The sequence below is a fragment of the Acidovorax sp. GW821-FHT10E03 genome, assembly GCF_059415205.1.
The window spans coordinates 303515-326858 of record NZ_JBWKMU010000006.1 but is presented as its reverse complement, the minus strand read 5'-3'; the positions used below and the strand labels follow the sequence as shown (position 1 = coordinate 326858).

The 23344-nt window shown below is 67.8% G+C and carries 20 protein-coding genes; 11 read left to right on the top strand and 9 right to left on the bottom strand.

All coding sequences use genetic code 11. The annotated features are described in order from the left end of the window. Positions 1-11 precede the first annotated feature (11 nt). Both AC07OD_RS13075 and rsmA read left to right on the top strand, forming a co-directional pair. On the top strand, positions 12-1430 hold the full coding sequence (locus tag AC07OD_RS13075) for a peptidylprolyl isomerase (RefSeq protein WP_218339383.1): 1419 nt from the start codon (positions 12-14) through the stop codon (positions 1428-1430). A gap of 187 nt (positions 1431-1617) precedes the next feature. After that, positions 1618-2397, top strand: a complete 780-nt coding sequence (gene rsmA, locus AC07OD_RS13070; RefSeq protein WP_218339384.1) for a 16S rRNA (adenine(1518)-N(6)/adenine(1519)-N(6))-dimethyltransferase RsmA — start codon at positions 1618-1620, stop codon at positions 2395-2397. A gap of 377 nt (positions 2398-2774) precedes the next feature. Here the strand turns inward: rsmA and AC07OD_RS13065 are convergent, their stop codons facing one another. From AC07OD_RS13065 to aptA, 5 genes are all read right to left on the bottom strand, one after another. After that, positions 2775-3200 carry a barstar family protein gene (locus AC07OD_RS13065; protein WP_010464776.1) on the bottom strand — a complete coding sequence of 142 codons (426 nt, stop codon included), beginning with the start codon at positions 3198-3200 and terminating at the stop codon, positions 2775-2777. A 140-nt stretch (positions 3201-3340) separates the two neighbouring features. After that, a complete protein-coding gene (locus tag AC07OD_RS13060) occupies positions 3341-3748 on the bottom strand; it encodes a guanyl-specific ribonuclease (RefSeq protein WP_218297058.1) in 408 nt (135 codons plus the stop codon). A gap of 154 nt (positions 3749-3902) precedes the next feature. Beyond that, positions 3903-6248 (bottom strand): NADP-dependent malic enzyme, encoded by a 2346-nt coding sequence (locus AC07OD_RS13055; protein WP_218297059.1) that lies wholly within the window; start codon positions 6246-6248, stop codon positions 3903-3905. Positions 6249-6483: 235 nt separating this feature from the next. Then, positions 6484-8004: a CoA-acylating methylmalonate-semialdehyde dehydrogenase gene (locus tag AC07OD_RS13050; RefSeq protein WP_218297060.1), complete on the bottom strand. Its 1521-nt coding sequence runs from the start codon at positions 8002-8004 to the stop codon at positions 6484-6486. 86 nt (positions 8005-8090) lie between these two features. Next, positions 8091-9455, bottom strand: coding sequence for an omega-aminotransferase AptA (gene aptA / locus AC07OD_RS13045; protein WP_218339386.1), 1365 nt, complete (start codon positions 9453-9455; stop codon positions 8091-8093). A gap of 209 nt (positions 9456-9664) precedes the next feature. Between aptA and AC07OD_RS13040 the strand changes: the two genes are divergently transcribed. Both AC07OD_RS13040 and AC07OD_RS13035 read left to right on the top strand, forming a co-directional pair. Continuing rightward, positions 9665-10567, top strand: a complete 903-nt coding sequence (locus AC07OD_RS13040; protein ID WP_218297210.1) for a LysR family transcriptional regulator — start codon at positions 9665-9667, stop codon at positions 10565-10567. Between the two features lie 78 nt (positions 10568-10645). Continuing rightward, complete coding sequence (locus AC07OD_RS13035; protein ID WP_218297062.1) at positions 10646-10951, top strand: flagellar basal body protein; 306 nt, start codon at positions 10646-10648, stop codon at positions 10949-10951. 201 nt (positions 10952-11152) lie between these two features. Here AC07OD_RS13035 and AC07OD_RS13030 read toward each other — a convergent pair whose 3' ends face one another. Continuing rightward, complete coding sequence (locus AC07OD_RS13030) at positions 11153-11422, bottom strand: DUF2061 domain-containing protein (RefSeq protein WP_218339387.1); 270 nt, start codon at positions 11420-11422, stop codon at positions 11153-11155. Positions 11423-11686: 264 nt separating this feature from the next. Here AC07OD_RS13030 and AC07OD_RS13025 point away from each other — a divergent pair, with 264 nt between their 5' ends. The 6 genes from AC07OD_RS13025 to AC07OD_RS13000 all read left to right on the top strand — a co-directional run bounded on the left by AC07OD_RS13025 (position 11687) and on the right by AC07OD_RS13000 (position 18694). Continuing rightward, positions 11687-12742: an SPFH domain-containing protein gene (locus AC07OD_RS13025; RefSeq protein WP_494596984.1), complete on the top strand. Its 1056-nt coding sequence runs from the start codon at positions 11687-11689 to the stop codon at positions 12740-12742. Positions 12743-12846: 104 nt separating this feature from the next. After that, positions 12847-14358 (top strand): DUF4178 domain-containing protein, encoded by a 1512-nt coding sequence (locus tag AC07OD_RS13020; protein ID WP_369640883.1) that lies wholly within the window; start codon positions 12847-12849, stop codon positions 14356-14358. A 96-nt stretch (positions 14359-14454) separates the two neighbouring features. Continuing rightward, entirely contained in the window at positions 14455-14676 is a 222-nt protein-coding gene (locus AC07OD_RS13015; protein ID WP_370627755.1) for a DUF350 domain-containing protein, read from the top strand. Between the two features lie 92 nt (positions 14677-14768). Further along, a complete protein-coding gene (locus AC07OD_RS13010) occupies positions 14769-16289 on the top strand; it encodes a polyamine aminopropyltransferase (RefSeq protein ID WP_492245265.1) in 1521 nt (506 codons plus the stop codon). Between the two features lie 195 nt (positions 16290-16484). Continuing rightward, positions 16485-18191, top strand: a complete 1707-nt coding sequence (locus AC07OD_RS13005) for an NAD(P)-binding protein (RefSeq protein ID WP_492806680.1) — start codon at positions 16485-16487, stop codon at positions 18189-18191. 5 nt (positions 18192-18196) lie between these two features. Next, complete coding sequence (locus AC07OD_RS13000; protein WP_494596982.1) at positions 18197-18694, top strand: L,D-transpeptidase family protein; 498 nt, start codon at positions 18197-18199, stop codon at positions 18692-18694. 62 nt (positions 18695-18756) lie between these two features. Here the strand turns inward: AC07OD_RS13000 and AC07OD_RS12995 are convergent, their stop codons facing one another. Together AC07OD_RS12995 and AC07OD_RS12990 are read right to left on the bottom strand one after the other, a co-directional pair. Next, positions 18757-19308: a GNAT family N-acetyltransferase gene (locus AC07OD_RS12995; RefSeq protein WP_218297068.1), complete on the bottom strand. Its 552-nt coding sequence runs from the start codon at positions 19306-19308 to the stop codon at positions 18757-18759. A gap of 34 nt (positions 19309-19342) precedes the next feature. Next, on the bottom strand, positions 19343-19942 hold the full coding sequence (locus AC07OD_RS12990; RefSeq protein ID WP_218339391.1) for a helix-turn-helix domain-containing protein: 600 nt from the start codon (positions 19940-19942) through the stop codon (positions 19343-19345). Between the two features lie 187 nt (positions 19943-20129). Here AC07OD_RS12990 and AC07OD_RS12985 point away from each other — a divergent pair, with 187 nt between their 5' ends. Then, entirely contained in the window at positions 20130-21485 is a 1356-nt protein-coding gene (locus AC07OD_RS12985) for an esterase-like activity of phytase family protein (RefSeq protein WP_218339392.1), read from the top strand. Between the two features lie 226 nt (positions 21486-21711). Here AC07OD_RS12985 and ggt read toward each other — a convergent pair whose 3' ends face one another. After that, the gene (gene ggt, locus AC07OD_RS12980) at positions 21712-23343 is read right to left on the bottom strand and encodes a gamma-glutamyltransferase (RefSeq protein ID WP_218339393.1); all 1632 of its coding nucleotides are present in this window, start codon (positions 23341-23343) and stop codon (positions 21712-21714) included. Between the last annotated feature and the right edge of the window lies 1 nt (position 23344).

Genomic DNA, 23344 nt, shown 5'->3' with positions numbered 1-23344 from the left:
CGCTTAACGCCATGAATCACCGTGTCATCGCACTGGCCATTGCCACCCTGGCTTCCCTGATGTCCCAGGGCACCCTGGCCCAGGGCCTGCGCCCTTCCGGCGCGCCTGCAGGCAAGGGGCTGACGGCGCGCCCGGCGGCCGCACCTTCGATCACGCTGCCCGCGGAGACGGCGGCGGGCAGCGGCGGCAGTTCGGCGCCCCGTCAGGCGGATTTCATCGTGGCCGTGGTCAATTCCGAACCCGTGACCAACAACGAGGTGCGCTCGCGGCTCGCGCGCGCCGAGGCACAGCTGGCGCAGCAGGGGGGCGCCATGCCGCCGCGGGACCTGCTCGCCCGTGAAGTGCTCGAACGGATCATCCTGGAGCGCGTGCAGCTGCAGCAGGCGAAGGAGTCCGGCGTCAAGGTGGATGACTTCGCCGTGTCGCAGGCCGAGCAGGGCGTGGCCCGGCAGAACAACATGACGGTGGACGACCTCTACCGCCGCCTCGCGCGGGACGGCATGGGCAAGGAGCGCTTCCGTGAAGAGCTGCGCAACCAGCTGCTGCAGCAGCGCCTGCGCGAACGTGAAGTGGAGGCGCGCGTGAAGGTGTCCGACCTGGACATCGACCAGTACCTGCGCGAGCAGCAACGGGGCGCCGACGTGGCCTCGATGGAGATCAACCTGGGGCACGTGCTCGTCCTCGTCCCCGAGAATGCCAGCCCCGTGCAGGTGGCCGAGCGCCAGGCACGCGCCCAGCGCGCGGCCGACAAGGTGCGCGCGGGTGAGGACTTCGCGGCCGTCGCGCGCGAGTTCTCCGACGCGCCCGAAGGGCAGCGCGCCGCAGGCCTGCTGGGCCTGCGGCCGGCGGACCGGTATCCCGAACTGTTCGTGAACTCCACGCTGGGCCTGCCGGTGGGCAGCATCGTCGGGCCCGTGCGGTCGCCGGCGGGCTTTCACGTGCTCAAGGTGGTGGAGCGCGTCACGGCGGGGGTGCCCACCACGGTGGTGCAGAACCATGCCCGCCACATCCTGCTGCGCACCGGGCCGCAGCTGACGGAGTCCGCCGCCGCGGCGCGCCTGGCGGACTACCGGCGCCGCGTGCTGGCGGGCCAGGCCGACTTCGCGGCGCTGGCGCGCGAGCATTCCCAGGACGGCAGCTCCAAGGAGGGCGGCGACCTGGGCTGGGCCAATCCGGGCCGCTACGTGCCCGAATTCGAGCAGGCCTTGAACAGCCTCAAGCCCGGCGATGTCAGCGAGCCGCTGGTGTCGCGCTTCGGTGTGCACCTGATCCAGCTGCTCGAGCGCCGCGAGGCCAAGCTCACGCAGCGCGAGCAGCGCGACATGGCGCGCGATACCGTGCGCGAGAAGAAGCTGGACGAGGCCTACGCCACCTGGGCGCAGGAACTGCGCGGGCGCGCGTATGTGGAATACCGCGACCCGCCGCAATGAAGATGGAGTACGTCCCCCCGAGGCGCTACGCACCTTTCTCCTCCTTCTTCCGTATCGCTGCGCGATGCGGGAAGGGAGGGGCCCCCGCCAGCGCCCCCCGGCGAAGCGCCGCCTGCGCGGCTTGGCCGCCCTTGCACAGCTCGCATGCCGTCTCCCGGCATATCGACAGCACCAGCGGGCCAATGGCATGAAGCACATCCCCCGCAAGCGCTTCGGGCAGCATTTCCTGTCCGACAAGGGCATCATCGAAGACATCGTGCAGGCCATTGCGCCCCAGCCGGGCCAGCCCATGGTCGAGATCGGACCGGGCCTTGCGGCGCTCACGCAGCCCCTGGTGGAGCGTCTGGGGCGCCTCACGGTCATCGAGCTGGACCGCGACCTGGCCTTGCGCCTGCGGCTGCATGGCCAGCTGGAGGTGATCGAGTCCGACGTGCTCAAGGTGGATTTCACCGCGCTGGCGCTCGCGATGCGCGAAAAAGCCGCGCAGCCCGACCTGCGGCTGCGCGTGGTGGGCAACCTGCCCTACAACATCTCCACGCCCATCCTGTTCCATCTGCTGGACCATGTGCAGGTCATCGAAGACCAGCACTTCATGCTGCAAAAGGAAGTGATCGACCGCATGGTGGCCCAGCCTGCCACCAGCGACTACGGGCGCCTGTCGGTGATGCTGCAATGGCGCTACGCGATGGAAAACGTGCTGTTCGTTCCCCCGGAGAGCTTCGACCCGCCCCCGCGCGTGGACAGCGCCGTGGTGCGCATGGTGCCGCACGCAGAGCCCGCGCCCTTGTCGATGCCCCTTCTGGAAGAGCTGGTGCAGGTCGCCTTCAGCCAGCGCCGCAAGCTGCTGCGCCACACGCTGGGCCGCTGGCTCGAAGCGCGCCAGTTCGCCGGCACCTTCGACACCCAGCGCCGCGCCGAGGAGGTTCCGGTGAGCGAGTTTGTGGCCTTGGCACAGCAGTGCTCTTGAATCAATAGCTGCTGGCGCTTGATGGACAAGCGCTAGGGTTTGATTTGACTAAAACGCCAGCCACTGGCGCGGCCCGAGCGGAGGATGCCAGGCAAGGGGCGCCCCATAGTGAGGGCATCCCCCCTTTCCGGCGACGCCGGGAGAAGGGGGAAGCGGCGCGCAGCCGCTCAGGGGGATGAGCCGCCAGACTCAGGCAGCCGAAAGCCAGTAGCCGGCGTTGAAAGGGCTGCTCATGCGCAGCGCCATCGGGGACACGTCGACGAGCTTGTCGGTCGGCATTTTCTCGGCGGGCTCCGCGGCGATCTCAATGCCCTCGACACCCTGGGTGCCGGTAGCCTCGTTCGCCCGTTCTGCTTGGCTGGTGGATGCAGAACGGGCTACAGAAAAGAATAGAAACAGCGGAAGGGGATTTTTCGGTCGCCCCAATAGTCGGCGGCGTCGCGGAAGATATCGAGCAGCTGTTCACGCGCTTCCTTGTCGAACTTGCCGGTGGCGGGGATCTGCTCCAGCACCACGATGAAACCAGGCTGCGGGCCCGATTTGTGCAAGGGATCCGTCATGCAGTCGTACAGCGCATCAAAATTCTTGCCGAAGTGCGACGGGAAGGTGAATTGCCCGGCAATCAGGTCCAGCACATCCTGCTTGGACTGCGCGTGGGCCAGGTTGGCGTACAAGAAATGGTGACCCATGGAGGTGGCGGCATCCTGCAGGTCCTGCACGCGGAAGGCGCGAATGGACTGCACGATGTTGGTGCGCACGCCACGCAGTGGCGTTTCCAGGTCTTTACGAAGTGGCGTCTGCATCTCCGCTACTCTTTCTTTATAAAGTCCACAAACTTCTGGCTTCTCGCAAGGCTGCGGAATGCGGCCTGCGCGTGGGGGATTCAAGGTGGCGCGGTGTGCGCTGCCAGGGTTCTTCTGGTCTGCGTGCACCGCATCGGGGGTCATTCGACGATCTCGCGAAAACTGGCGTAGTGGTCGCCGGTGTAGTAGCAGGCGTCCGGAACCCGGGGCTTGCCGCCGCACACGATGCGCCGGGCTCCCCGGTCGCGCGATCCTGGCGTTCTGACGGTGTACTCACGGTAATAGCCCCGCTTGTGGGCGGGCAACAGCCGCTCGCGATTACCAAAAACCGATCCGTCCTTGTCATACGGAAAGGGGCCCCCCTCACGGATCAGCGCATACGTCGCACGCCCTTGGGGCGGCAACTCGGCCAGTGCGATGGGGGTGAGGGAACCGTCGGTGGACGGGGATTTCCGGGCATGCCCCGCCACCGGGGACAACACGAACGCAACACCCAAAACACACAAAAACCCTGCTTTGCGCGCCCGGGTGGCTACAGCCTTCAGCATCAACGAACCTTTCAGAAACTACGGGTTAACCCGAAATTTCGAGCCGCTAGTGTCGCTCAACGGCCCCCAAAAAGCAAGCGTCTGCACAAAGATTGGGCAGACGCTGAAGGGGGCAAGCAGCTTTTTAAGTTAGTGCTTGCTATCTATTTTGGGCTTATCTCGACACGTTGGCATCCGCCACGGTCAGGGCTGTCATGTTCACGATGCGGCGCACGGTGGCGCTGGGCGTCAGGATGTGGACCGGTTTGGCTGCCCCCAGCAGCACCGGGCCGATCGCGATGCCGCCGCCCGCAGCGGTCTTGAGCAGGTTGTAGGCGATGTTGGCCGCGTCGATGTTGGGGAACACCAGCAGGTTGGCGTCGCCCGTCAGTTCGCTGCTGGGCATGAGGGCCGCACGGGCCTTGCCGTCCAAGGCCACGTCGCCGTGCATCTCGCCGTCCACTTCCAGCCAGGGCGCCTGCTGGCGCAGCAGTTCCAGCGTCTGGCGCATCTTCACGGCGCTGGGGTGGTTGCTGGTGCCGAAATTGGAGTGCGACAGGAGCGCGGCCTTGGGCTTGATGCCAAAGCGCATCATTTCCTCCGCGGCCAGCGCGGTGATTTCGGCCAGCTCCTGGGGCGTGGGGTCGTAGTTGACGTGCGTGTCCACCAGGAAGACCTGGCGCCCTGGCAGCATGAGGCCGTTCATGCAGGCATACACGGGCACGTCCTGCGCCGTGCTGTCGGCGCCGCCCGCGTGCTTGCCGATCACCTGGTCGATGTAGAGCAGGTGGTTGGCCGTGGTGCCCCAGGTGCCGCAGATCAGGCCGTCCACCTCGCCCTTGTGCAGCATCATGCAGCCGATGAGCGTGAGGCGCCGGCGCATCTCGATCTTGGCGACCTGCTGGGTGATGCCCTTGCGCTCGGTCATGCGGTGGTAGGTCTGCCAGAAGTCGCGGTAGCGGTGGTCGAAATCGGTGTTGACCACGTCGTAGTCCACGCCTTCCTTCAGGCGCAGGCCGAATTTCTCGATGCGCTGGGCGATGATGGCCGGGCGGCCGATCAGCGTGGGACGGGCCACCTTCTCGTCCACCACGATCTGCGCGGCGCGCAGCACGCGTTCCTCTTCGCCCTCGGCGTAGGCCACGCGCTTGCGGGCCGCGGTGCGCGCGGCGTCGAAGATGGGCTTCATCGTCGTGCCCGAGGCGTAGACGAAGGTCTGCAGCCGGTCGCGGTAGGCGTCCATGTCGGCGATGGGGCGCTGCGCCACGCCGCTGTCCGCGGCGGCCTGGGCCACGGCCGGCGCGATCTTCATCATCAGGCGCGGGTCGAACGGCTTGGGGATCAGGTATTCGGGGCCGAACGTCAGCTTCTCGCCCACATAGGCAGCGGCCACCACCTCGCTTTGCTCGGCCTGGGCCAGGTCGGCGATGGCGTGGACGGCGGCGATCTCCATCTCATCGGTGATGGTGGTCGCGCCGCAGTCCAGCGCGCCCCGGAAGATGTAGGGGAAGCACAGGACGTTGTTCACCTGGTTGGGGTAGTCCGAGCGCCCCGTGGCCATGATGATGTCGCCGCGCACGCTGTGCGCCAGCTCGGGCGTGATCTCCGGATTGGGGTTGGCCAGCGCGAAGATCACCGGCCGCTCGGCCATCGTGGCCACCATCTCGGGCTTGAGCACGTTGCCCGCCGACAGGCCCAGGAACACGTCCGCGCCCACCATCACCTCGGCCAGCTTGCGGGCCTCGGTCTTCTGCATGAACTGGCGCTTGTCGTCGTCCATCAGCTCTTCGCGGCCTTCATAGACCACGCCGGCCAGGTCGGTGACGAACACGTTCTTGCGCTGCACGCCCACCTTGAGCAGCAGGTTCAGGCAGGCCAGCGCCGCCGCGCCCGCGCCGCTGGTGACCAGTTTCACGTCCTCGATCTTCTTGCCCGCCACCTTGAGCGCATTCACGATGGCCGCCGCCACGGTGATGGCCGTGCCGTGCTGGTCGTCATGGAAGACGGGGATCTTCATGCGCTTGCGCAGTTCGCGCTCCACGTAGAAGCAGTCGGGTGCCTTGATGTCTTCGAGGTTGATCGCGCCGAACGTCGGCTCCAGCGCGGCGATCACCTCCACCAGCCTGGCCGGGTCCTTCTCGTCGATCTCGATGTCGAACACGTCCACGCCGGCGAACTTCTTGAACAGCACGCCCTTGCCTTCCATCACCGGCTTGGAGGCCAGCGCGCCGATGTCGCCCAGGCCCAGCACGGCGGTGCCGTTGCTGATGACGGCCACCAGGTTGCCACGCGCGGTGTAGCGGAAGGCGTTGGCGGGGTCCTTCACGATCTCCTCGCAGGGCGCGGCCACGCCGGGCGAGTAGGCCAGGGCCAGGTCGTGCTGGTTCACCATCTGCTTGGTGGCGGCGATGGCGATCTTGCCGGGCTTGGGAAATTCGTGGTACTCGAGAGCGGCACGGCGCAGCTGGGCGCGCTTGTCGGAATCGTTGTTGTTGTTCTGGGCCGTGGTGTTCTCGGGCATTCAGTGTCTCCAACTCAGGGGGTGGGTGCAAAAACCGGGCTGCAGAGGCGCTGCAGTGGCTGTCAGCTTTGTAAGGGTCTGCGATTGTAGGGCGGTGGTCGTGAAAACCCTAGTAAGCGAATCTGCTTATATGGGTGGATCAGCCATGACCCCATCGGCTGCAATCCCCCACAAGGCAAGACGCCCCGCAGCCGGGGCGGCTGCGGGGCGTCTTGGCCTGGGCGCGGGGGCTCGGTCAGCGGCTGCTGGGGAAGCTGAACACAGCGCCTTCGCGCACGCCGGCCGAGGGCCAGCGCTGCGTGATGGTCTTGCGCTTGGTGTAAAAGCGCACGGCATCGGGCCCGTAGGCGTGCAGGTCGCCGAACAGGCTGCGCTTCCAGCCGCCGAACGAGTGGTAGGCCACGGGCACGGGCAGGGGCACGTTCACGCCCACCATGCCGACCTGGATGTGGTCGGTGAAGTAGCGCGCGGCTTCGCCGTCGCGCGTGAAGATGCAGGTGCCGTTGCCGTATTCGTGGGCGTCGATCAGGTTCATCGCCTCTTGCAGCGTCTTCACGCGCACCACGCCCAGCACGGGGCCGAAAATCTCTTCCTGGTAGATCTTCATGCCGGGCCGGACGTTGTCGAACAGGCACGCGCCCAGGAAGTAGCCGTTCTCATGGCCTGCGGCCACCTGCACGCCCCGGCCATCCACCACCAGGGTCGCGCCTTCGGCCACGCCGCTGTCCACATAGGACTTCACTTTCTCGAAGTGCTGCCGGGTGACCAGCGGGCCCATGTCGTTGCCGTTGTCCGTGCCGGGGCCGACCTTCATCCTGGCGATCTCGGCCTTCAGCCCGGCGACCACGGCGTCTCCCACCTCGTCACCCACGGCGACGAGCAGGGGGATGGCCATGCAGCGCTCGCCGCAGGAGCCATAGGCCGCGCCCATCAGCGCGCTCACGGCGTTGCCCACGTCGGCATCGGGCATCAGCACCGCGTGGTTCTTGGCGCCGCCCAGGGCCTGCACGCGCTTGCCGTGCTTGCAGCCTTCGGCGTAGATGTACTCGGCGATGGGCGTGGAGCCCACGAAGCTCACGGCCTTCACGCGCGGGTCGGCCAGCAGCGTGTCCACCGCTTCCTTGTCGCCATTGACCACGTTGAGCACGCCGGGCGGCAGGCCGGCTTCGAGCGCGAGCTGGGCCACGAACAGCGTCGAGGACGGGTCGCGCTCCGACGGCTTGAGCACGAAGGTGTTGCCGCAGGCCACGGCCATGGGCCACATCCACAGCGGCACCATGGCCGGGAAGTTGAACGGGGTGATGCCGGCGCACACGCCCAGCGCCTGGAATTCGCTCCAGGAGTCGATGGACGGGCCCACGTTGCGGCTGTGCTCGCCCTTGAGCAGCTCGGGCGCGTAGCTGGCGAACTCCACGTTCTCGATGCCGCGCTGCAGCTCGCCATGCGCATCGGCCAGCACCTTGCCGTGCTCGGCGGTGATCAGCGCGGCGATCTTGTCGGCGTTGTCCTCGAGCAGGACTTTCAGCTTGCCCATCACGCGCGCGCGCTTGAGCGGTGGGGTGTTGCGCCAGGCCGGGAAGGCGGCCTGGGCCGAGGCGATGGCCTGTTCCACCGTGGCCTTGCTTGCCAGGGCCACGCTCGTGTGGGACTCGCCGGTGGCGGGGTCGAACACCGGCTGGGTGCGCGCCGTGTCGGCAACGGGCTGGCCGTCGATCAGGTGGCCGATGGTGGTGGTGACGTTCTTGTCGTGGTTCATGTCTGGATATGATTAAAAAATGCTTCCAGCGCCCATGTGACAAGCGCTGAAAGCTATCAATTCAGGAGCAAAAGGCGTGCCGCGTGTCAGGCGGTTTCCGCCAGGGCGTCGCCCAGGGCGTTCACCATGCGGTCGATTTCAGCCTCGGTGCTGATGAAGGGCGGGGCCAGCTGGATGGTGTCGCCGCCGTAGCGCACGTAAAAGCCCTTGTCCCAGCACTTCATGGCGATCTCGTAGGGCCGGCGGGCGGGCTCGCCCGGCAGCGCGGCGATGGTGATGCCCGCGGCCAGGCCGTAGTTGCGGATGTCCGCCACGTGCTTGGTGCCCTTGAGGCCATGCACGGCCTGCTCGAAATACGGTGCCAGCGCCTGGACGCGGCCGGGCATGTCCTCCTTTTGCAGGATGTCGAGCACTGCATTGCCCGCCGCACAGGCCACGGGGTGGGCCGAGTAGGTGTAGCCATGGGGGAACTCCAGCATGTACTCGGGCCCGCCCTGGCCGATGAAGGTGTCGTAGATCTCCTTGGTGGCGATCACGCCGCCCAGCGGCTGCGCGCCGTTGGTGACCTGCTTTGCAAAGTTCAGGATGTCGGGCGTCACGCCGAAGGCCTCGGCCCCCGTCCAGGCGCCGCAGCGGCCAAAGCCAGTGATCACTTCATCAAAGATCAGCAGGATGTTGTTCTGCGTGCAGATCTCGCGGATGCGTTCCAGGTAGCCCTTGGGAGGGATCACCACGCCAGCCGAACCCGAGAACGGCTCCACGATCACCGCGGCGATGTTCGATGCGTCGTGCAGCGCGATCACGTCCAGCAGCTTGTCGGCCAGCGCACGGCCGCCGTCCTCGGCCATGCCCTTCTGGAAGGTGCCGGCGGGCGGCTGGGTGTGGGGCAGGTGGTCGGCCTCGATGCCCTGGCCGAAGGTCTTGCGGTTGCCCACGATGCCGCCCACGGAGATGCCGCCGTAGTTCACGCCGTGGTAGCCCTTCTCGCGGCCGATCAGGCGCGTCTTGCTGGCCTGCCCCTTGGCGCGCCAGTAGGCGCGGGCCATCTTGAGCGAGGTGTCGGCCGACTCGGAGCCCGAGCCGGTGAAGAACACATAGTCGAGCCCGGCGGGGGTCAGCGCCTTGAGGCGGTTGGCCAGCTCGAAGGAAGCCGGGTGGCCGAACTGGAAGGCCGGGGAGTAGTCCAGCGTCGCGGCGGCCTTGCCGATGGCTTCGGCCACTTCCTTGCGGCCATGGCCCAGGCCCGAGCACCACAGGCCCGACAGGCCGTCGAAGATCTTGCGGCCCTCGGCGTCGGTGTAGTAGGCGCCCTGGCCGCTCACGATCATGCGCGGCTTGGCCTTGAAGTTGCGGTTGCCGGTGAAGGGCATCCAGTGCGCCTCCAGCCATTCGGCGTCCATGCGGGGGCCTTCGGCGCCAGCGGCGGTTTTTTCGATGTTGACGAAGCTCATGGGATTCTCCAGTGCAAGACGGCGGCAAAAGCAGGGGCAGGCCCGTCCATGCAGGGCGGGTGCGTGGCATTGTTGCGCTGGCGGTTAATCTCTAAAATAGTCCAATATCAATGTTTACTTGACGGTTTATGCAAGTAATGCCCGCCACCCCGCACGCCACCGCCACCCCAGCAGCTGCCCCGCCCGCCAGTGCGGCCCGGCACCGCGCCGTGCTGGGGCAGCTCAGCGACATGGACCTGCGCCTGCTGCAGGTGTTCAAGAGCGTGGCGGAGTGCGGGGGCATGTCGGCCGCCGAGCTGGAACTGAACATCGGCACCAGCACCGTGAGCCGCCACATGAAGGACCTGGAGACCCGCCTGGGCCTCACCCTGTGCCGGCGCGGGCGGGCCGGTTTCGCGCTCACGGCCGAGGGGCAGCGCGTATACGACGAAACCCTGCGGCTGCTGTCCGCGGTGGACGCGTTTCGCAGCAGCATCGATGACATCCACCGCCGCATGGGCGGCAGGCTGGAGGTGGCGGTGTTCGACAAGACCGCCAGCAACCCGGCCGCCCACATTGGCGATGCGATCGCACTGTTCGCCAGCCAGGCGCCCGAAGTGAGCCTGCAGATGCACGTGGCCTCGATCCCGGCCATCGAGCGCGGGCTGATCGACGGCAGCTTCCACGTGGGCATCATCCCGGCGCACCGCACATCGCAAAGCCTGGTCTATGCCGACCTGTTCGCCGAAACCATGCTGCTGTACTGCGGCGCGCGCCACCCCCTGCACGGCACCGACCATGCCGCGCTGACCTGGGAATCGCTGCGCGCCTACCAGTTCGCGGGGCTGGGCTACCACTCGCCCAACATGGAGCTGAGCCACAGCACGCGCCTGCCGCGCAAGGCCACGGGCTTCGACCAGGAGTCGATCGCCACGCTCATCCTCTCGGGCCGCTACCTGGGCTTCCTGCCGGACCACTATGCCGAGGGCTTCGAGCGCCAGGGGCTCATGCAGGCGGTATTGCCCGGGCGGTTCCACTACCGCTGCCAGTTCGTGAGCGTGCTGCGCAAGTCGCCGCAGCCCCCGCGCGCGGCCCAGGCCTTCGCGCAATGCCTGCTGCAGGCGCATGGTTGATGGCGCCTTCCTTGCCTGCGCAGCGGCGCGGGCGGACAATCCCCGTTCCTTGACTGGGCGCTGTGCGCGGGGTACGTGATGGCAAGCATTTCTTCGATCGGCAGCTCCGGCCTGCAGGCCGCCCAGTTGCGGCTGGACGCGTCGGCCAACAACGTGGCCAACATGAACACCCCGGGCTACCGCCGCGAGGTGGTGGCGCAGGAAGAGGCCGCCGACAGCGCGGGGGTGCGCGCCACGGTGCAGCGCGAGCAGGAGGCGCAAGGGGTGGCGCTGGAGAAGGAGGCCGTCGAGCAGATGTCGGCCACCTATGCGTTCAAGGCCAACCTGCAGACCCTCAAGACCCAGGATGAGATGATGGGCTCGCTGCTGGACGTGAAGGCCTGACGGCCATCGCGGTCCACGCCCCCGACAAAGCCCCGCCAGCCGGGGCTTTTTTCTTTTCCTGTTTCCTTCCGGTGCCTAGCCGGGGCCGGCGGGGGCCAGCCCGGCCAGGCGCTGGACCAGCCAGCGCTGAAAAGCCAGGCCCGTGGCGGTGCGGCTGCGCAGGGGGATTGTGTACATGGTGGCTCCTTCGGATGACGGGGGTCAGCCGGCCTGCAGCGCCGCGCTGGGCGTGTGGGCCAGGGCGGCATCGCGCGCGCGGCGCCGGGCGGCGCGGTCCCAGGCCTTCTCATGGAAGAAGAAGGCCACCGCCTGCACCGTGGGCTCGAGCAGGCTCAGGGTGAGCGAGGCCCACAGGTTGCCGGTCACGGCGTAGGCCACCAGGGCGGCCACGCCAATGTGGATCAGGTAGTAGCTGCCCGTCTTCAGCAGCATGGTCTTGTTCTGGCGGGCGGCGCGGCGGATGTGGGACATGGAGGACTCCGGGTATCTGCAAGCCCCGCCGTGGCGGCAGGGATGAAGAAATGGTAGTCATTCTCAATAGCAAAAGCCAATTGGTACAGGCTATACAAACATAGGCGCTATCAAACGCCCGCGCCGGACGGGTGGTGCGGCGGGGCCGCGCCCGGGTGGGAAGCCCTTCACGCCGGCGGGCTGAAAAAAGCGCCGGCCGGCACCGGTGCCGTTGCTATGATGGCCGCTCTTTTCAACCCCCTCTTACAACCGCCGGGAGCACACATGGCCCTCATGGACTTCATCAAGAAACAGTTCATTGACATCATCCAGTGGACTGAAGAGGGGGACGGCACCCTGGCCTGGCGTTTCCCGATGGCGGGCATGGAAATCCAGAACGGCGGCACGCTGGTGGTGCGCGAGTCGCAGATGGCGGTGTTCGTGAACGAGGGCCAGGTGGCCGACGTGTTCGCGCCCGGCACCTACAAGCTCACCACGCAGACGCTGCCGGTGCTCACCTACCTCAAGAACTGGGACAAGCTCTTCGAGTCCCCCTTCAAGAGCGATGTCTACTTCTTCAGCACGCGCCAGCAGATCGACCAGAAGTGGGGCACGCCCCAGCCCATCACGATCCGCGACAAGGACTTCGGCGCCGTGCGCCTGCGCGCGTTCGGCAACTACGCGTTCCGCATCGCCGACCCCAAGCTGTTCCACACCGAGATCTCCGGCACGCGCGAGTCCTACCCCGTGGCCGACCTCGAAGGCCAGCTGCGCGGCCTGGTGCTGCAGAACATCAGCAACGCCATCGCGGGCAGCGGCCTGCCGTTCCTGGACCTGGCGGCCAACCAGGTCATGTTCGCCGATGCGCTGACCAAGGAGCTCGCGCCCGTCTTCGCCAAGCTGGGCCTCCTGATCGAGAACCTCACGGTGCAGAACGTCTCGCTGCCCGAGGAGCTGCAAAAGATCCTCGACCAGAAGATCGGCATGGGCATGGTCGGCGACGACATGGGCAAGTTCATGCAGTACCAGACGGCGCAGGCCATCCCCAAGTTCGCCGAAGGCGCGGGCAATGGCGGTGGCGGCATCGCGGGCGACGCCATGGGCCTGGGCGCGGGCGTGGCGTTGGGCCAGGTGCTGGCGCAGAACCTGCAGCAGGGCCTGCAAGGCGGCGGTGCGGCCGCGCAGGCAGCGCCTGCGGCTGCTGCTGCTGCCGCAGTGGGCGTCAAGCCCGAGGACGTGATGGCCACGCTGGAGAAGCTGGGCGAGCTCAAGTCCAAGGGCATCCTGACCCAGGAAGAGTTCGACGCCAAGAAGGCCGAACTGCTCAAGAAGCTGGTCTGATTCCGGTTGCTATCATAAATATAGCTGCTTGCGCTGGAGGGATCAGCGCCAGAGGCCAAAAAGGCCCCAAAGCCGCGTAGCGCGGCGCAGGCAGCAGCCCCCCGATGGCCACCGACCCCACACAGCGTTACTACCGCGCGCCCTGCCCGGGCTGCGGCGCGCCGGTTGAATTCCGCAGCGCGCAGTCCACGCACGCCGTCTGCGGCTACTGCCAGAGCACCGTGGTGCGCAATGGCGACGTGCTGCAGCGCCTGGGCAAGATGGCCGAGCTGTTCGACGACCACAGCCCGCTGCAGCTCATGGCCAGCGGGCGCATCCAGCTCGATGGCAAGGATGTGCCCTTCACCCTCATCGGCCGCCTGCAGTACAAGGGCGACGCGGGCACCTGGACCGAATGGGCCGCCTTTTTGCAGGACGGCACCCTGGCCACGCTGGGCGAGGACAACGGCGCCTACGTCTTCACCCGCCCCATCGACCCGGGCCGCGAGATGCCCGAGGCCGCGCGCTTTCGCATCGGCAGCACCACCGCCATCAACGGCAAGCCCTACAGCGTGGCCTACACGGGCCAGGCATCGCTCATCTCGGCCCAGGGCGAGCTGCCCAAGCTGCCGCCGCTGGGCCATCCGTTCGGCATGGTCGAGCTGCGCAGCGCCGACGGCGAAGTGGTCAGCATCGACTACGGCCACACGCCGCCCAACGTCGAGCGCGGCAAGGCCGTGCTGCTGGAAGACCTGCAGCTCACCGGCCTCAAGGACGAATCGGCCAAGGACGAAAAAGGCCGCCAGTTCAACTGCCCGCACTGCGGCGCGCCCGTGCAGGTGCAGCTGTCCACCTCCAAGAGCGTCACCTGCGGCTCGTGCGCCAGCATCATCAGCCTGGACAGCGGTGTGGGCGGCGAGCTGCGCTCGGCCGAGCAGGACGAGCCCGTGCAGCCCCTCATTCCGCTGGGCAGCAAGGGCCAGCTGCAAGGCGTGCACTGGCAGGTGGTGGGCTTTCAGCACCGCATGGGCGTGGAGCCCGGCGACGACGAGCATTTCGGCTGGAGCGAATACCTGCTCTACAACCAGAAGCGCGGTTTTGCCTTCCTGGTCGATTCCGAAGAAGGCTGGAGCATGGTGCGCCCCACCACGGGCGCGCCGCAGATGGCGGCCACGGGGCGCTCGGCCACCTACATGGGCACCAAGTACGACCTCAAGTACACCTACGAGGCCGAAACCACCTATGTGCTGGGCGAGTTCTACTGGCAGGTCACGCGCGGGCAGAAAACCACCAACCGCGACTTCGCCAGCGCCAAAGGCCTGCTCTCGATGGAGCAAAGCCCCAATGAGATCACCTGGTCGGCCGGCGACAAGCTCGCCAGCGACACGGTGGCCAAGGCCTTCAAGCTCGACGACAAGAAAGACGTGCTGCAGCGCGACGACCCGGGGCCCTTCGTGGCCAAGTCCGGGCTGGGCTGCGGCACCGTCATCCTTATCGCCATTGTCATCCTCATCCTGCTGTTGCTGCTCAGCCGCTGCAGCCGCTGCGACCCGCGGGTGGAGAACTGCTCGTCGTCCAGCTACCGCAGCTCGGGCGGCTCGTATGGCGGGTATTCGTCCGGCGGCAGCCACAAGTAGCCCCGGGTTGCCGCAAGCCCGGGGGGCGCCGGCAGTTTTGCAACCTTTCCCGCCAGCCTGTCTGGCGGCAACCTTTTCGTTCAAGGAGATCACATCATGATGGGAATCGAATGGCTCAGGCCCGCGGCGTTCCTCGGGTCCATCCTGTATGCGCTGATTGGCGTGGTCATCTTCTGGCTGTGCTTCGTCATCGTCGACAAGATCACGCCGTATGACCTGTGGCGCGAAATCGTCGAGAAGCAGAACCAGGCGCTGGGCCTGGTGGTGGCGGCGATGTGCCTGGGCATCAGCATCATCGTGGCGGCGGCGATCCACTGACGCACCTTGCCTGAAGCGGCGCCCCCCCCGGGGCCGCGCCGGTGACCGCCTTGCAATCCGACCTGAATTCCCCCGCCTCCCCGCCCGAGGCCATGGGCGCCCGCTCCGGCCCCCGCCCCATCGAGATCGCCCTGCTCACCAGCGTCTTCGTCGTGGCCGCCTGCGGCCTGCTGTACGAGCTGGCCGCGGGCGCGCTCGCGTCCTATGTGCTGGGCGACTCGGTGCTGCAGTTCTCCACCATCATCGGCACCTACCTGTTCGCCATGGGCGTGGGTTCGTGGCTGTCGCGCTACTTCGAGCGGCAGCTGCCCGCGCACTTCCTGCGCATCGAGCTGCTGGTGGCGCTGGTTGGCGGCGCGTTGCCGGCCACCCTGTTCCTGGCCAACGCCTACACGCCGGGCGCGTTTCGCTTTCTGCTGTACGGCATGGTGCTCATGGTGGGCACGCTGGTGGGGCTGGAGATCCCCCTGGTCATGCGCATCCTCAAGCGCAACGTGGCGCTCAAGGACCTGGTCTCGCAGGTGCTCACGTTCGACTACCTGGGCGCGCTGGCGGTGTCGCTGGCGTTCCCGCTGCTGCTGGTGCCGCACCTGGGGCTCATCCGCACGGGGCTGCTCTTCGGCCTGATGAACGCGGCCGTGGCGCTGTGGGCGGTGTGGCTGTTCCGGCATGAATTGCGGCGCCTGAAGGCGCACCTGGTGGCCTGCGTGATGGTGCTGGGCATTTTGCTGGCCGCCCTGGCGGGGGCCGAGTACATCACCAGCGTGGCCGAGGACAAGTTCTACCAGGACCGCATCGTGTTCAGCACCGCATCGCCCTACCAGCGCATCGTGGTCACGCACGGGCGTGTGGGGCACCGGCTGTACCTCAACGGCAACCTGCAGTTCGCGCAGTCCGACGAGTACCGCTACCACGAGGCCCTGGTGCACCCCGCCATGTCGGCCCACGGCGCGCCCAAACGCGTGGCGGTGCTGGGCGGTGGCGACGGCATGGCGGTGCGCGAGATCCTCAAGTACCCGTCGGTCGAGTCCGTGACGCTGGTCGAACTGGACCCGGCCATGACAAAAATCTTCAGCGAGAACCCCACGCTCGCGCGCCTGAACGGCAACGCCTTGCAGAACCCCAAGGTGAAGATCGTCAACACCGATGCCTTTGGCTGGCTGCAGGAGGGGTCGGACACGTTTGATGTCATCGTGGTGGACTTTCCCGACCCCACCAATTTTTCCATCGGCAAGCTCTACACCAACAGCTTCTATGCGCTGCTGGACAAGCGCCTGGCGGCCAGCGGCTACGCGGTGGTGCAGACCACGTCGCCGCTGGTGGCGCGCCAGAGCTTCTGGACCGTGGTGCAGACCATCGAGTCCGTGGGCCTGCAGGCCGCGCCGTATCACGCCCATGTGCCCAGTTTTGGCGAATGGGGCTTCATCATCGCCAGCCGCAGGCCCTGGCGCCTGCCCGGGGCCTTGCCCGATGGCCTGCGGTTTCTGGGCACCGACTCGCTGCCCCTGCTGTTCGATTTTCCGCGCGACATGGCGCGGGTGCCCGCCGAGGTGAATCGGCTGTCCAACCAGGCGCTGGTGCACACGTACGAGCGCGAGTGGGGAAAACATTGAGAAGCCCCCCTGAGCCGCTTCGCGTCTTCCCCCCGCTCTCGCAGCGCTGCGCGCAGCGGGCAGGGGGACGCCCCCAGCGCACGCCAGCGAAGCGCCGCCAATGCGGCTTTGCGGCCCTTGCGCGGGGGCCGCTGGTCTGGGCCGCGCCGGTCGCAAGCCGCGCAGGCGTTGCGTACACCCGGAGACACTGACGCCATGCAACGTCGCCATTTCCTAGCCACCGCCGCCGCCTCGACTGCCGCCGCGGTGCTCCTGCCGGGTTGCGACAAGGCCCCTCGCGTCTTGGAAGGCGGCTTCACCGGCATCGACATGGCGCGCGGCCACCAGCTGCGCGACTGGCTCAAGACCGGCTCCTGGCCCGCGCCGGCCGTGGTGCGGCGCGCGCAGGTCATCATCGCGGGCGGCGGCGTGGCGGGGCTGGCGGCGGCGCGGTCGCTGCGGCTGGCGGGCATCGCGGACTTCGCGCTGCTGGAGCTGGAGGACAGCGCGGGCGGCAACAGCCGGGGCGGGGCCGTGCAGGGCATTGCCTGCCCGCTGGGCGCGCACTACCTGCCGGTGCCCGGCGACGATGCGCGCGAAGTGCAGGACCTGCTGGAAGAGCTGGGCCTGCGCCAGCGCGTGGCCGGCCGCTGGCGCTACGACGAGCGCCACCTGTGCCACAGCCCGCAGGAGCGCCTGTTCTTCGAGGGCGCATGGCAGGAAGGCCTGCTGCCGGTGCAGGGCGTGGACGATGCAACCCTGGCCCAGTACCGCCGCTTCGCGCAGGCCGTGGCGCAGCAGTCCAAGGCCGCGCGCTTCACCATGCCGGTGCTCAAGTCGCTGGACGCCAGAAAGCCCCTGGCACCCGCGCACCAGGCGCTGGATGCGGTGACGTTCGACGCCTGGCTGCAGCAGCAGGAGCTGGACGATCCGCACCTGCGCTGGTACCTCGACTACTGCTGCCGCGACGACTACGGCGCGGGCACCGCGCGCGTGTCGGCATGGGCGGGCATCCACTACTTTGCGAGCCGCCATGGTTTTCACGCCCCGGGCGAGGCCGCGGACGAGGCACGCGAAAGCGTGCTCACCTGGCCGCAGGGCAATGGCTGGATCACCCAGCGCCTGGCGGCCCCGCTGCAGAACAGTGCCCAAGGTGGCGGCCAGCTGCGCGCCGCCACCAGCGTATTGCGCATCACCGAGAATCGCCACGGCGTGGAGGTGGATGCCTTCAACCACGCCACCGACAGCGTGGAGCGCTGGCAGGCGCCGCGCTGCATCGTGGCGCTGCCGGTGTTCATGGCGGCGCGCGTGGTGCAAAACCCGCCCGCGTTCCTCACCGGCGCCGCAAGGCGCCTGGGCTGGGCGCCCTGGCTCGTGGCCAACATCCACATCGACAGTGCCCTGACCGACAGGCCCGGCGCCGCCCCCGCCTGGGACAACGTTCTGTACGCCGACCCCACGGCGGGCGGCCTGGGCTACGTGAACGCCGGACACCAGCGCCTGGACGCGCGTGCCGTGCTCGCGGGGCCCACGGTGCTGACCTACTACCAGGCGCTGGGCGATGCTCCCGACGGCCGCCAGCAACTCGCCACCCAGCCCTGGCAGCACTGGGCCGATCCGATCCTGGCCGCACTGGCGGTGCCCCACCCCGACCTGCGCCAGCGTGCCACGCGCGTGGACATCACGCGCTACGGCCACGCCATGGCCATCCCCACGCCCGGGATGCTCGGCTTTTTAAGTCAAATTGGCCTCCAGCGCTTACCAGGAAAGCGCAGGCAGCTATCAAATGGTGAGCAAACGCCCTGGATTCCCACCCCCGCCACGGCGCGGCTGGCGTTCGCGCACAGCGACTGGTCGGGCTACTCGGTGTTCGAAGAGGCCTTCACGCGCGGGCACGGCGCGGGGCTGGTGGCGGCGGGCTGACCCCGATGGCCGGGCCTGAACTGCACATCCACGTGGCGCAGCAGCGATTGCACCTGGTGGTGGCCGGGGCCATCGAGCGCAGCTACCAGGTATCGACCGCCCTGAACGGCGTGGGCGAACGCAAGGGCAGCGGCTGCACCCCGCGCGGCCAGCACCGCGTGCGCGCCAAGGTGGGCGCGGGCTGCGCGCCGGGCACGGTGTTCGTCGGGCGGCGGGCCACCGGCGAGATCTATTCGCCCGCGCTGGCGGCACGGCACCCGGGGCGCGACTGGATCCTGTGCCGCATCCTCTGGCTGGCCGGCTGCGAACCCGGCGTGAACCGGGGCGGCGCGGTGGACACGCTGCGCCGCTTCATCTACATCCATGGCTGCCCGGAGGGATCGCCCCTCGGGGTGCCCGCCTCGCACGGCTGCGTGCGCATGGCCAATGCCGATGTGATGGACCTGTTCGACCGGGTCGCCGTCGGCACGCTGGTGCGCATCGAGGAGAGCGCCGCCTCCTGACAGGGGGGCGGGCGCCATGACACCAGGCCCCACCCTTGCCAGGGGCGGCGCCCTCCGCGGTGTCAGCCGTCGATGGGGGTGCGGGGGGTGTCCAGCGTGAGCTGGTAGAACGCCGCATCCAGCCACCGCCCAAACTTGAAACCCACCTGGGGCATCGTGCCCGTGTGCACGAACCCCAGCTGCTGGTGCAGCCGGATGCTGCCTGCGTTCGCCGCGTCGATGCACCCCACGATGGCGTGGATGTCGGCGGCCTTCGCCCGCTCAATCAAGGCCCGCATCAGCCAGGCGCCCAGTCCGCGGCCCCGGCAGTCCTTGTGGACATAGACACTGTGCTCGACCGTGTACTTGTAGGCCGGAAACGCGCGGAATGTGCCCCACGAGGCAAAGCCCAGCAGCCTGCCCTGGGCATCGGCGGCCCCCAGCACCGGGAATCCGCCGGCCCGCTTGGCGGCGAACCAGCTGGCCATGGCCGACGGCGGGCGGGGCACATAGTCATACAGCGCCGTGGAGGTCACGATGGCATCGTTGAGGATGTCCAGAATGGCGCTGGCATGCGCTGGCTCGGTGCAGTCGATGAGATGGACGTCGGGAGAGGGCGTGGTGGTGGAGTTCATGGTGGCGGAGATGGACAAAGTGGCGGGAATCCGGTCAGCGGTGGCCGTGGGCGGCCACATCGCAGAGAGCGACCAGGTAGTGGGCCTCCTGGTCGGCGGGATTGGAAAAGACCAGGGGCTCCGTGAGCCGCACGGCCAGGCAGTCGCCCTTGCGCAGCACATGGAGCGTGTCTCCCTGCGAGATCTCCATGCGGCCTTTGAGCACCCACACCTGCTGGTGCAGCGAGCCGTCCAGCCGGCCGCCCTCGTAGGCCACGCGCGCGCCGGCGGGAAACCGCACCTCCGCCAGCTGCAGCGGCGAGGGCCACGCGGGGGGCGACACCTGCTTTCTCACATAGCCGGACTGCGGGTCCACCCACTCCACCTGGTCGCCATGCCGCACCAGCGGAGCGGCCCGCGCCGGGGTGGGCGGCGCCTCGCCGAACAGTTCGCCCAGCGACACGCCCAGCGCCGATGCCAGGCGGTCGAGCACCACCGCCGTCGGGTTGGTCTGGCCCCGTTCGATCACGGAGATCATCGAGCGGCTCACGCCGGAACGGGCGGCCAGGCTGTCGAGGCTGTCGTTGCGCGACGCACGCAGCCCATGGATGCGGCGGCCAATCCTGGCGCTGATGTCCTCGGCGGAGAGGGGCATTGGATTTCCATCAAATGGGATTTTGTCCATCATATTGGATTTTTGGCCGCGTCGGGCCACCCGCCCGCACGGCAAGGGGGGTGTCCAGGTTTTCCGGTGCGTAGAAAAGAACGCGCGTGTGCCCTCCGTCACTTCCCTGTCACACCGCCCCGGCATCGTCCGCCTTTTGTTTCTTCAAAGTCGACGCATGTTTCACCTCTCACGCATTGCTGCTGGCGCCACCTTGGCCTGCGCTGCCCTGGTTCCTTCCCACGCCCAGCAGGCCTACCCCGCCACGCTGGCGGGCCACGCCGTGCTGCCGGCCTTCACGCTGATCGCCGCGCCCAAGGACGCCCCGCAGGACCTGCAGGCCAGCGGCAAGTTCACTACCCCGCGCCGCGTGGAGGCCGTGGGCACCGTGATGGGCCAGTCGGGCGGGCGCGACACCGGCGTGTCCGTGCCCTTCAGGGGCCAGCCCATCCAGGGCCATTCGGGCATCAAGCGCATGGCCGACGGCTCGTTCTGGATCCTCACCGACAACGGCGCGGGCGCCAAGGCCAATTCGCCGGATTTCATGCTCTACCTCAACCACTACGCCGTGGACTTCAAGAGCGGCCAGTTCAACCGGATCAAGACCGTGTTCCTGCACGACCCGGACAAGAAGGTGCCGTTTCGCATCACGCACGAAGGCACGGAACAGCGCTACCTGACCGGTGCCGACTTCGACCCCGAGAGCTTCCAGTTCGCGGGCGGCGCGCTGTGGATCGGCGACGAGTTCGGTCCCTCCCTCATCAAGGCCGACCTGAACGGCAAGGTGCTGGGTGTGTTCGAGACCAAGGTGGACGGCAAGGTGGTGCGCTCGCCCGACGCCCCCGGCGTGCTGATGCCCGGCGCGCCGGACGCCAAGCCCACGCCGTTCGAGGTCAAGCGTTCCAAGGGCTACGAAGGCATGGCCGCGTCCAGGGACGGCAGCAAGCTCTATGCGCTGCTGGAAGGCGCGCTGTGGAACGAGGAGGCCAAGGCGTATGAGAACGTGGGCGGCAGGCAGTACCTGCGCGTGCTGGAGTTCGATGTGAAGAGCGAGCAGTGGACGGGCCGCCACTGGAAGTACGTGCTGGAGGCCAACCACCACGCGATCGGCGACTTCAACATGATCGACAGCACCACGGGTTTGATCATCGAACGCGACAACGGCGAAGGCACAGCCGACAAGGCCTGCCCGGAAGGCCACAAGCGCACCGACTGCTTCCACGACCTGGCCAAGTTCAAGCGCGTCTACAAGGTTGAGATGAGCGACGCCAACGTGGGCGGCGAGATCCGCAAGGTGGGCTACATCGACCTGATGAACATCCAGGACCCGCAGCGCCTGGCCCGGAAGCCGCTGAACAACGGCGTGCTCACCTTCCCGTTCTTCACCATCGAGAACGTGGACGTGGTGGACGGCACGCACATCGTCGTGGGCAACGACAACAACCTGCCCTTCAGCAGCAGCCGCGAGCCGAACAAGGCCGATGACAACGAGCTGGTGCTGCTGGAAGTGGGCGAACTGCTGCGGGCCAGGTAGGGGCAAGCCGGTCGGCGCATGCCGGGAGCGGGCCGATGATGCCTTGGCGCCCCGGCCCGCGCACCCCGCCCTGCGCTGCGTTACGTTGCGCGGCCGATCAGGGGCCGGGCGCGCGGACAGGGGGCCGGAGAGGCGGGTGGCGCTGATCGATGAATCGCCACCAGCTATCCAAAGAGGAGCGAGTGACGCGGCTTCGCCGCGGGCCCGCCTGCCCGCCCGCTGGCGCTCAGTGCGCCGCGTCCATGCGCAGCTTGTACGCCACGCCATCGCGCCCGGGGTCGGCGCCGCCGTGCAGGCCGTCGGGCTGCACCTGCACGCCGTGCACCCAGCCAATGGTGTAGTTGTAGGGGTTGCGGCCGACCGCGTAGCCCTGGGCTTCGAGCGCGCGCGTGGTGTGACGCGGGATGCGGTTGCACACGTCGATGGCGTTGCTGGTGGACGAAAACCGCGGCGCCGACACGGCGGCCTGCATCTCCATGCCGTGGTCGATCACGTTGAGCAGCACCTGCAGCACGCCCATGGCGATCTGCGTTCCACCCGGTGCGCCCAGCACGATGTCCAGCCCGCCGTCCTTGAACGTCATGGTGGGGCAGGACGACGTGAAGCGGCTCTTGCCCGGCTGGATGCTGCCCGCACGGCCCGGGCGCGGGTCGAACACGCCCATGCAGCCGTTGTACAGGAAGCCCATGCCCGGCGTGATGATGCCCGAGGGCATGGCCAGCGAGTGCGTCATCGACACGGCGTTGCCGTCCGCATCGACCACGCTCAGGTGCGTGGTGTCGCGTGGCACGGGCGCGCCGGGGTTCACGCGCTCCACGCTGAAGCGCTGGCCCGCGCGGATCTGTTCGGCCGCCTCGCGGGCCATGTCCTTGGACAGGAGCTTGTCGAGCGGCACGTCGAAGAATTTCGGATCGCCGATGCAGCGGTCCTTGTCGGCCGTCGCCTTCTTCATCGCCTCGCACACCAGCCGGAGGTATTCGGGGCTGTTGTGCTCCATGCCGCGCAGCTCGAAGTGCTCCAGGATGTTGAGCATCTCCAGCAGCATGGCGCCGCCGCCCGGAGGCTGGTTGGTGGTGACGGTGCGGTCGCGGTAGCTGCCCACCAGCGGCGGGTTGCGCGTGACCTCGTACCGGGCCAGGTCCTCGAGCGTGATCAACGCGCCCAGCGACTGCAGGTGCGCGATCATCTTCTGGGCCAGATCGCCCCGGTAGAACGGCTGCGAGCCCTCTTCGGCGATCTGGCGCAGCACGCTGGCCATGCCAACGTTCCGCAGCGGCGTGCCGATGGGCTTGGGGCGGCCATCGGGGCGGCAGTAGAGTTGGCGGCTGTCCTCGCAGTACTGCAGCCGCTCCAGGTTGCCGACGCGGCCCATGGCGGGCTCGTCGATCCAGAAGGCGTGCATGCCGGGGCGCACAAAGAAACCGTCCGAGGCCCAGCGGATCGCGGGCTCCACCACCTGCTTCCACGGCAGGCGGCCGTGCGCCTGGTGCATGGCTTCCAGGCCCTTGAGCGTGGCGGGTGTGCCAATCGACTGGGGGCCGATGTCGTTGACGCGGCCTGTCAAGATGAAGCCGAAGCCGTCCTTGGTCTCGCCTTCGAGCAGGTGCTCCCACATGTTCTCCCGGGCTGCCAGCGGCGCGGGCGAGTGGAAGTCGAAATACTCATGCACCCGGGCGCCGGGCAGGTACACGGCGGCCGTGCCAAAGCCCGCAATGCCGCACATCAGCGGATCGACCACCGTCTGGGCCAGGGCGCAGGCGACCGCCGCATCCACGGCATTGCCGCCGGCGCGCAGGATGTCGATACCGGATTCGGCGGCCTCGGGCTGCGGGCAGACCACCATGGCTTCTTTTTTCATA

Coding starts and splice junctions, on each gene's coding strand:
- AC07OD_RS13075 (WP_218339383.1), top strand. CDS start 12: ATGAATCACCGTGTCATCGCACTGGCCATTGCCACCCTGGCTTCCCTG.
- rsmA (WP_218339384.1), top strand. CDS start 1,618: ATGAAGCACATCCCCCGCAAGCGCTTCGGGCAGCATTTCCTGTCCGAC.
- AC07OD_RS13065 (WP_010464776.1), bottom strand. CDS start 3,200: ATGCAGACGCCACTTCGTAAAGACCTGGAAACGCCACTGCGTGGCGTG.
- AC07OD_RS13060 (WP_218297058.1), bottom strand. CDS start 3,748: ATGCTGAAGGCTGTAGCCACCCGGGCGCGCAAAGCAGGGTTTTTGTGT.
- AC07OD_RS13055 (WP_218297059.1), bottom strand. CDS start 6,248: ATGCCCGAGAACACCACGGCCCAGAACAACAACAACGATTCCGACAAG.
- AC07OD_RS13050 (WP_218297060.1), bottom strand. CDS start 8,004: ATGAACCACGACAAGAACGTCACCACCACCATCGGCCACCTGATCGAC.
- aptA (WP_218339386.1), bottom strand. CDS start 9,455: ATGAGCTTCGTCAACATCGAAAAAACCGCCGCTGGCGCCGAAGGCCCC.
- AC07OD_RS13035 (WP_218297062.1), top strand. CDS start 10,646: ATGGCAAGCATTTCTTCGATCGGCAGCTCCGGCCTGCAGGCCGCCCAG.
- AC07OD_RS13030 (WP_218339387.1), bottom strand. CDS start 11,422: ATGTCCCACATCCGCCGCGCCGCCCGCCAGAACAAGACCATGCTGCTG.
- AC07OD_RS13025 (WP_494596984.1), top strand. CDS start 11,687: ATGGCCCTCATGGACTTCATCAAGAAACAGTTCATTGACATCATCCAG.
- AC07OD_RS13020 (WP_369640883.1), top strand. CDS start 12,847: ATGGCCACCGACCCCACACAGCGTTACTACCGCGCGCCCTGCCCGGGC.
- AC07OD_RS13015 (WP_370627755.1), top strand. CDS start 14,455: ATGATGGGAATCGAATGGCTCAGGCCCGCGGCGTTCCTCGGGTCCATC.
- AC07OD_RS13010 (WP_492245265.1), top strand. CDS start 14,769: ATGGGCGCCCGCTCCGGCCCCCGCCCCATCGAGATCGCCCTGCTCACC.
- AC07OD_RS13005 (WP_492806680.1), top strand. CDS start 16,485: ATGCAACGTCGCCATTTCCTAGCCACCGCCGCCGCCTCGACTGCCGCC.
- AC07OD_RS13000 (WP_494596982.1), top strand. CDS start 18,197: ATGGCCGGGCCTGAACTGCACATCCACGTGGCGCAGCAGCGATTGCAC.
- AC07OD_RS12995 (WP_218297068.1), bottom strand. CDS start 19,308: ATGAACTCCACCACCACGCCCTCTCCCGACGTCCATCTCATCGACTGC.
- AC07OD_RS12990 (WP_218339391.1), bottom strand. CDS start 19,942: ATGCCCCTCTCCGCCGAGGACATCAGCGCCAGGATTGGCCGCCGCATC.
- AC07OD_RS12985 (WP_218339392.1), top strand. CDS start 20,130: ATGTTTCACCTCTCACGCATTGCTGCTGGCGCCACCTTGGCCTGCGCT.
- ggt (WP_218339393.1), bottom strand. CDS start 23,343: ATGAAAAAAGAAGCCATGGTGGTCTGCCCGCAGCCCGAGGCCGCCGAA.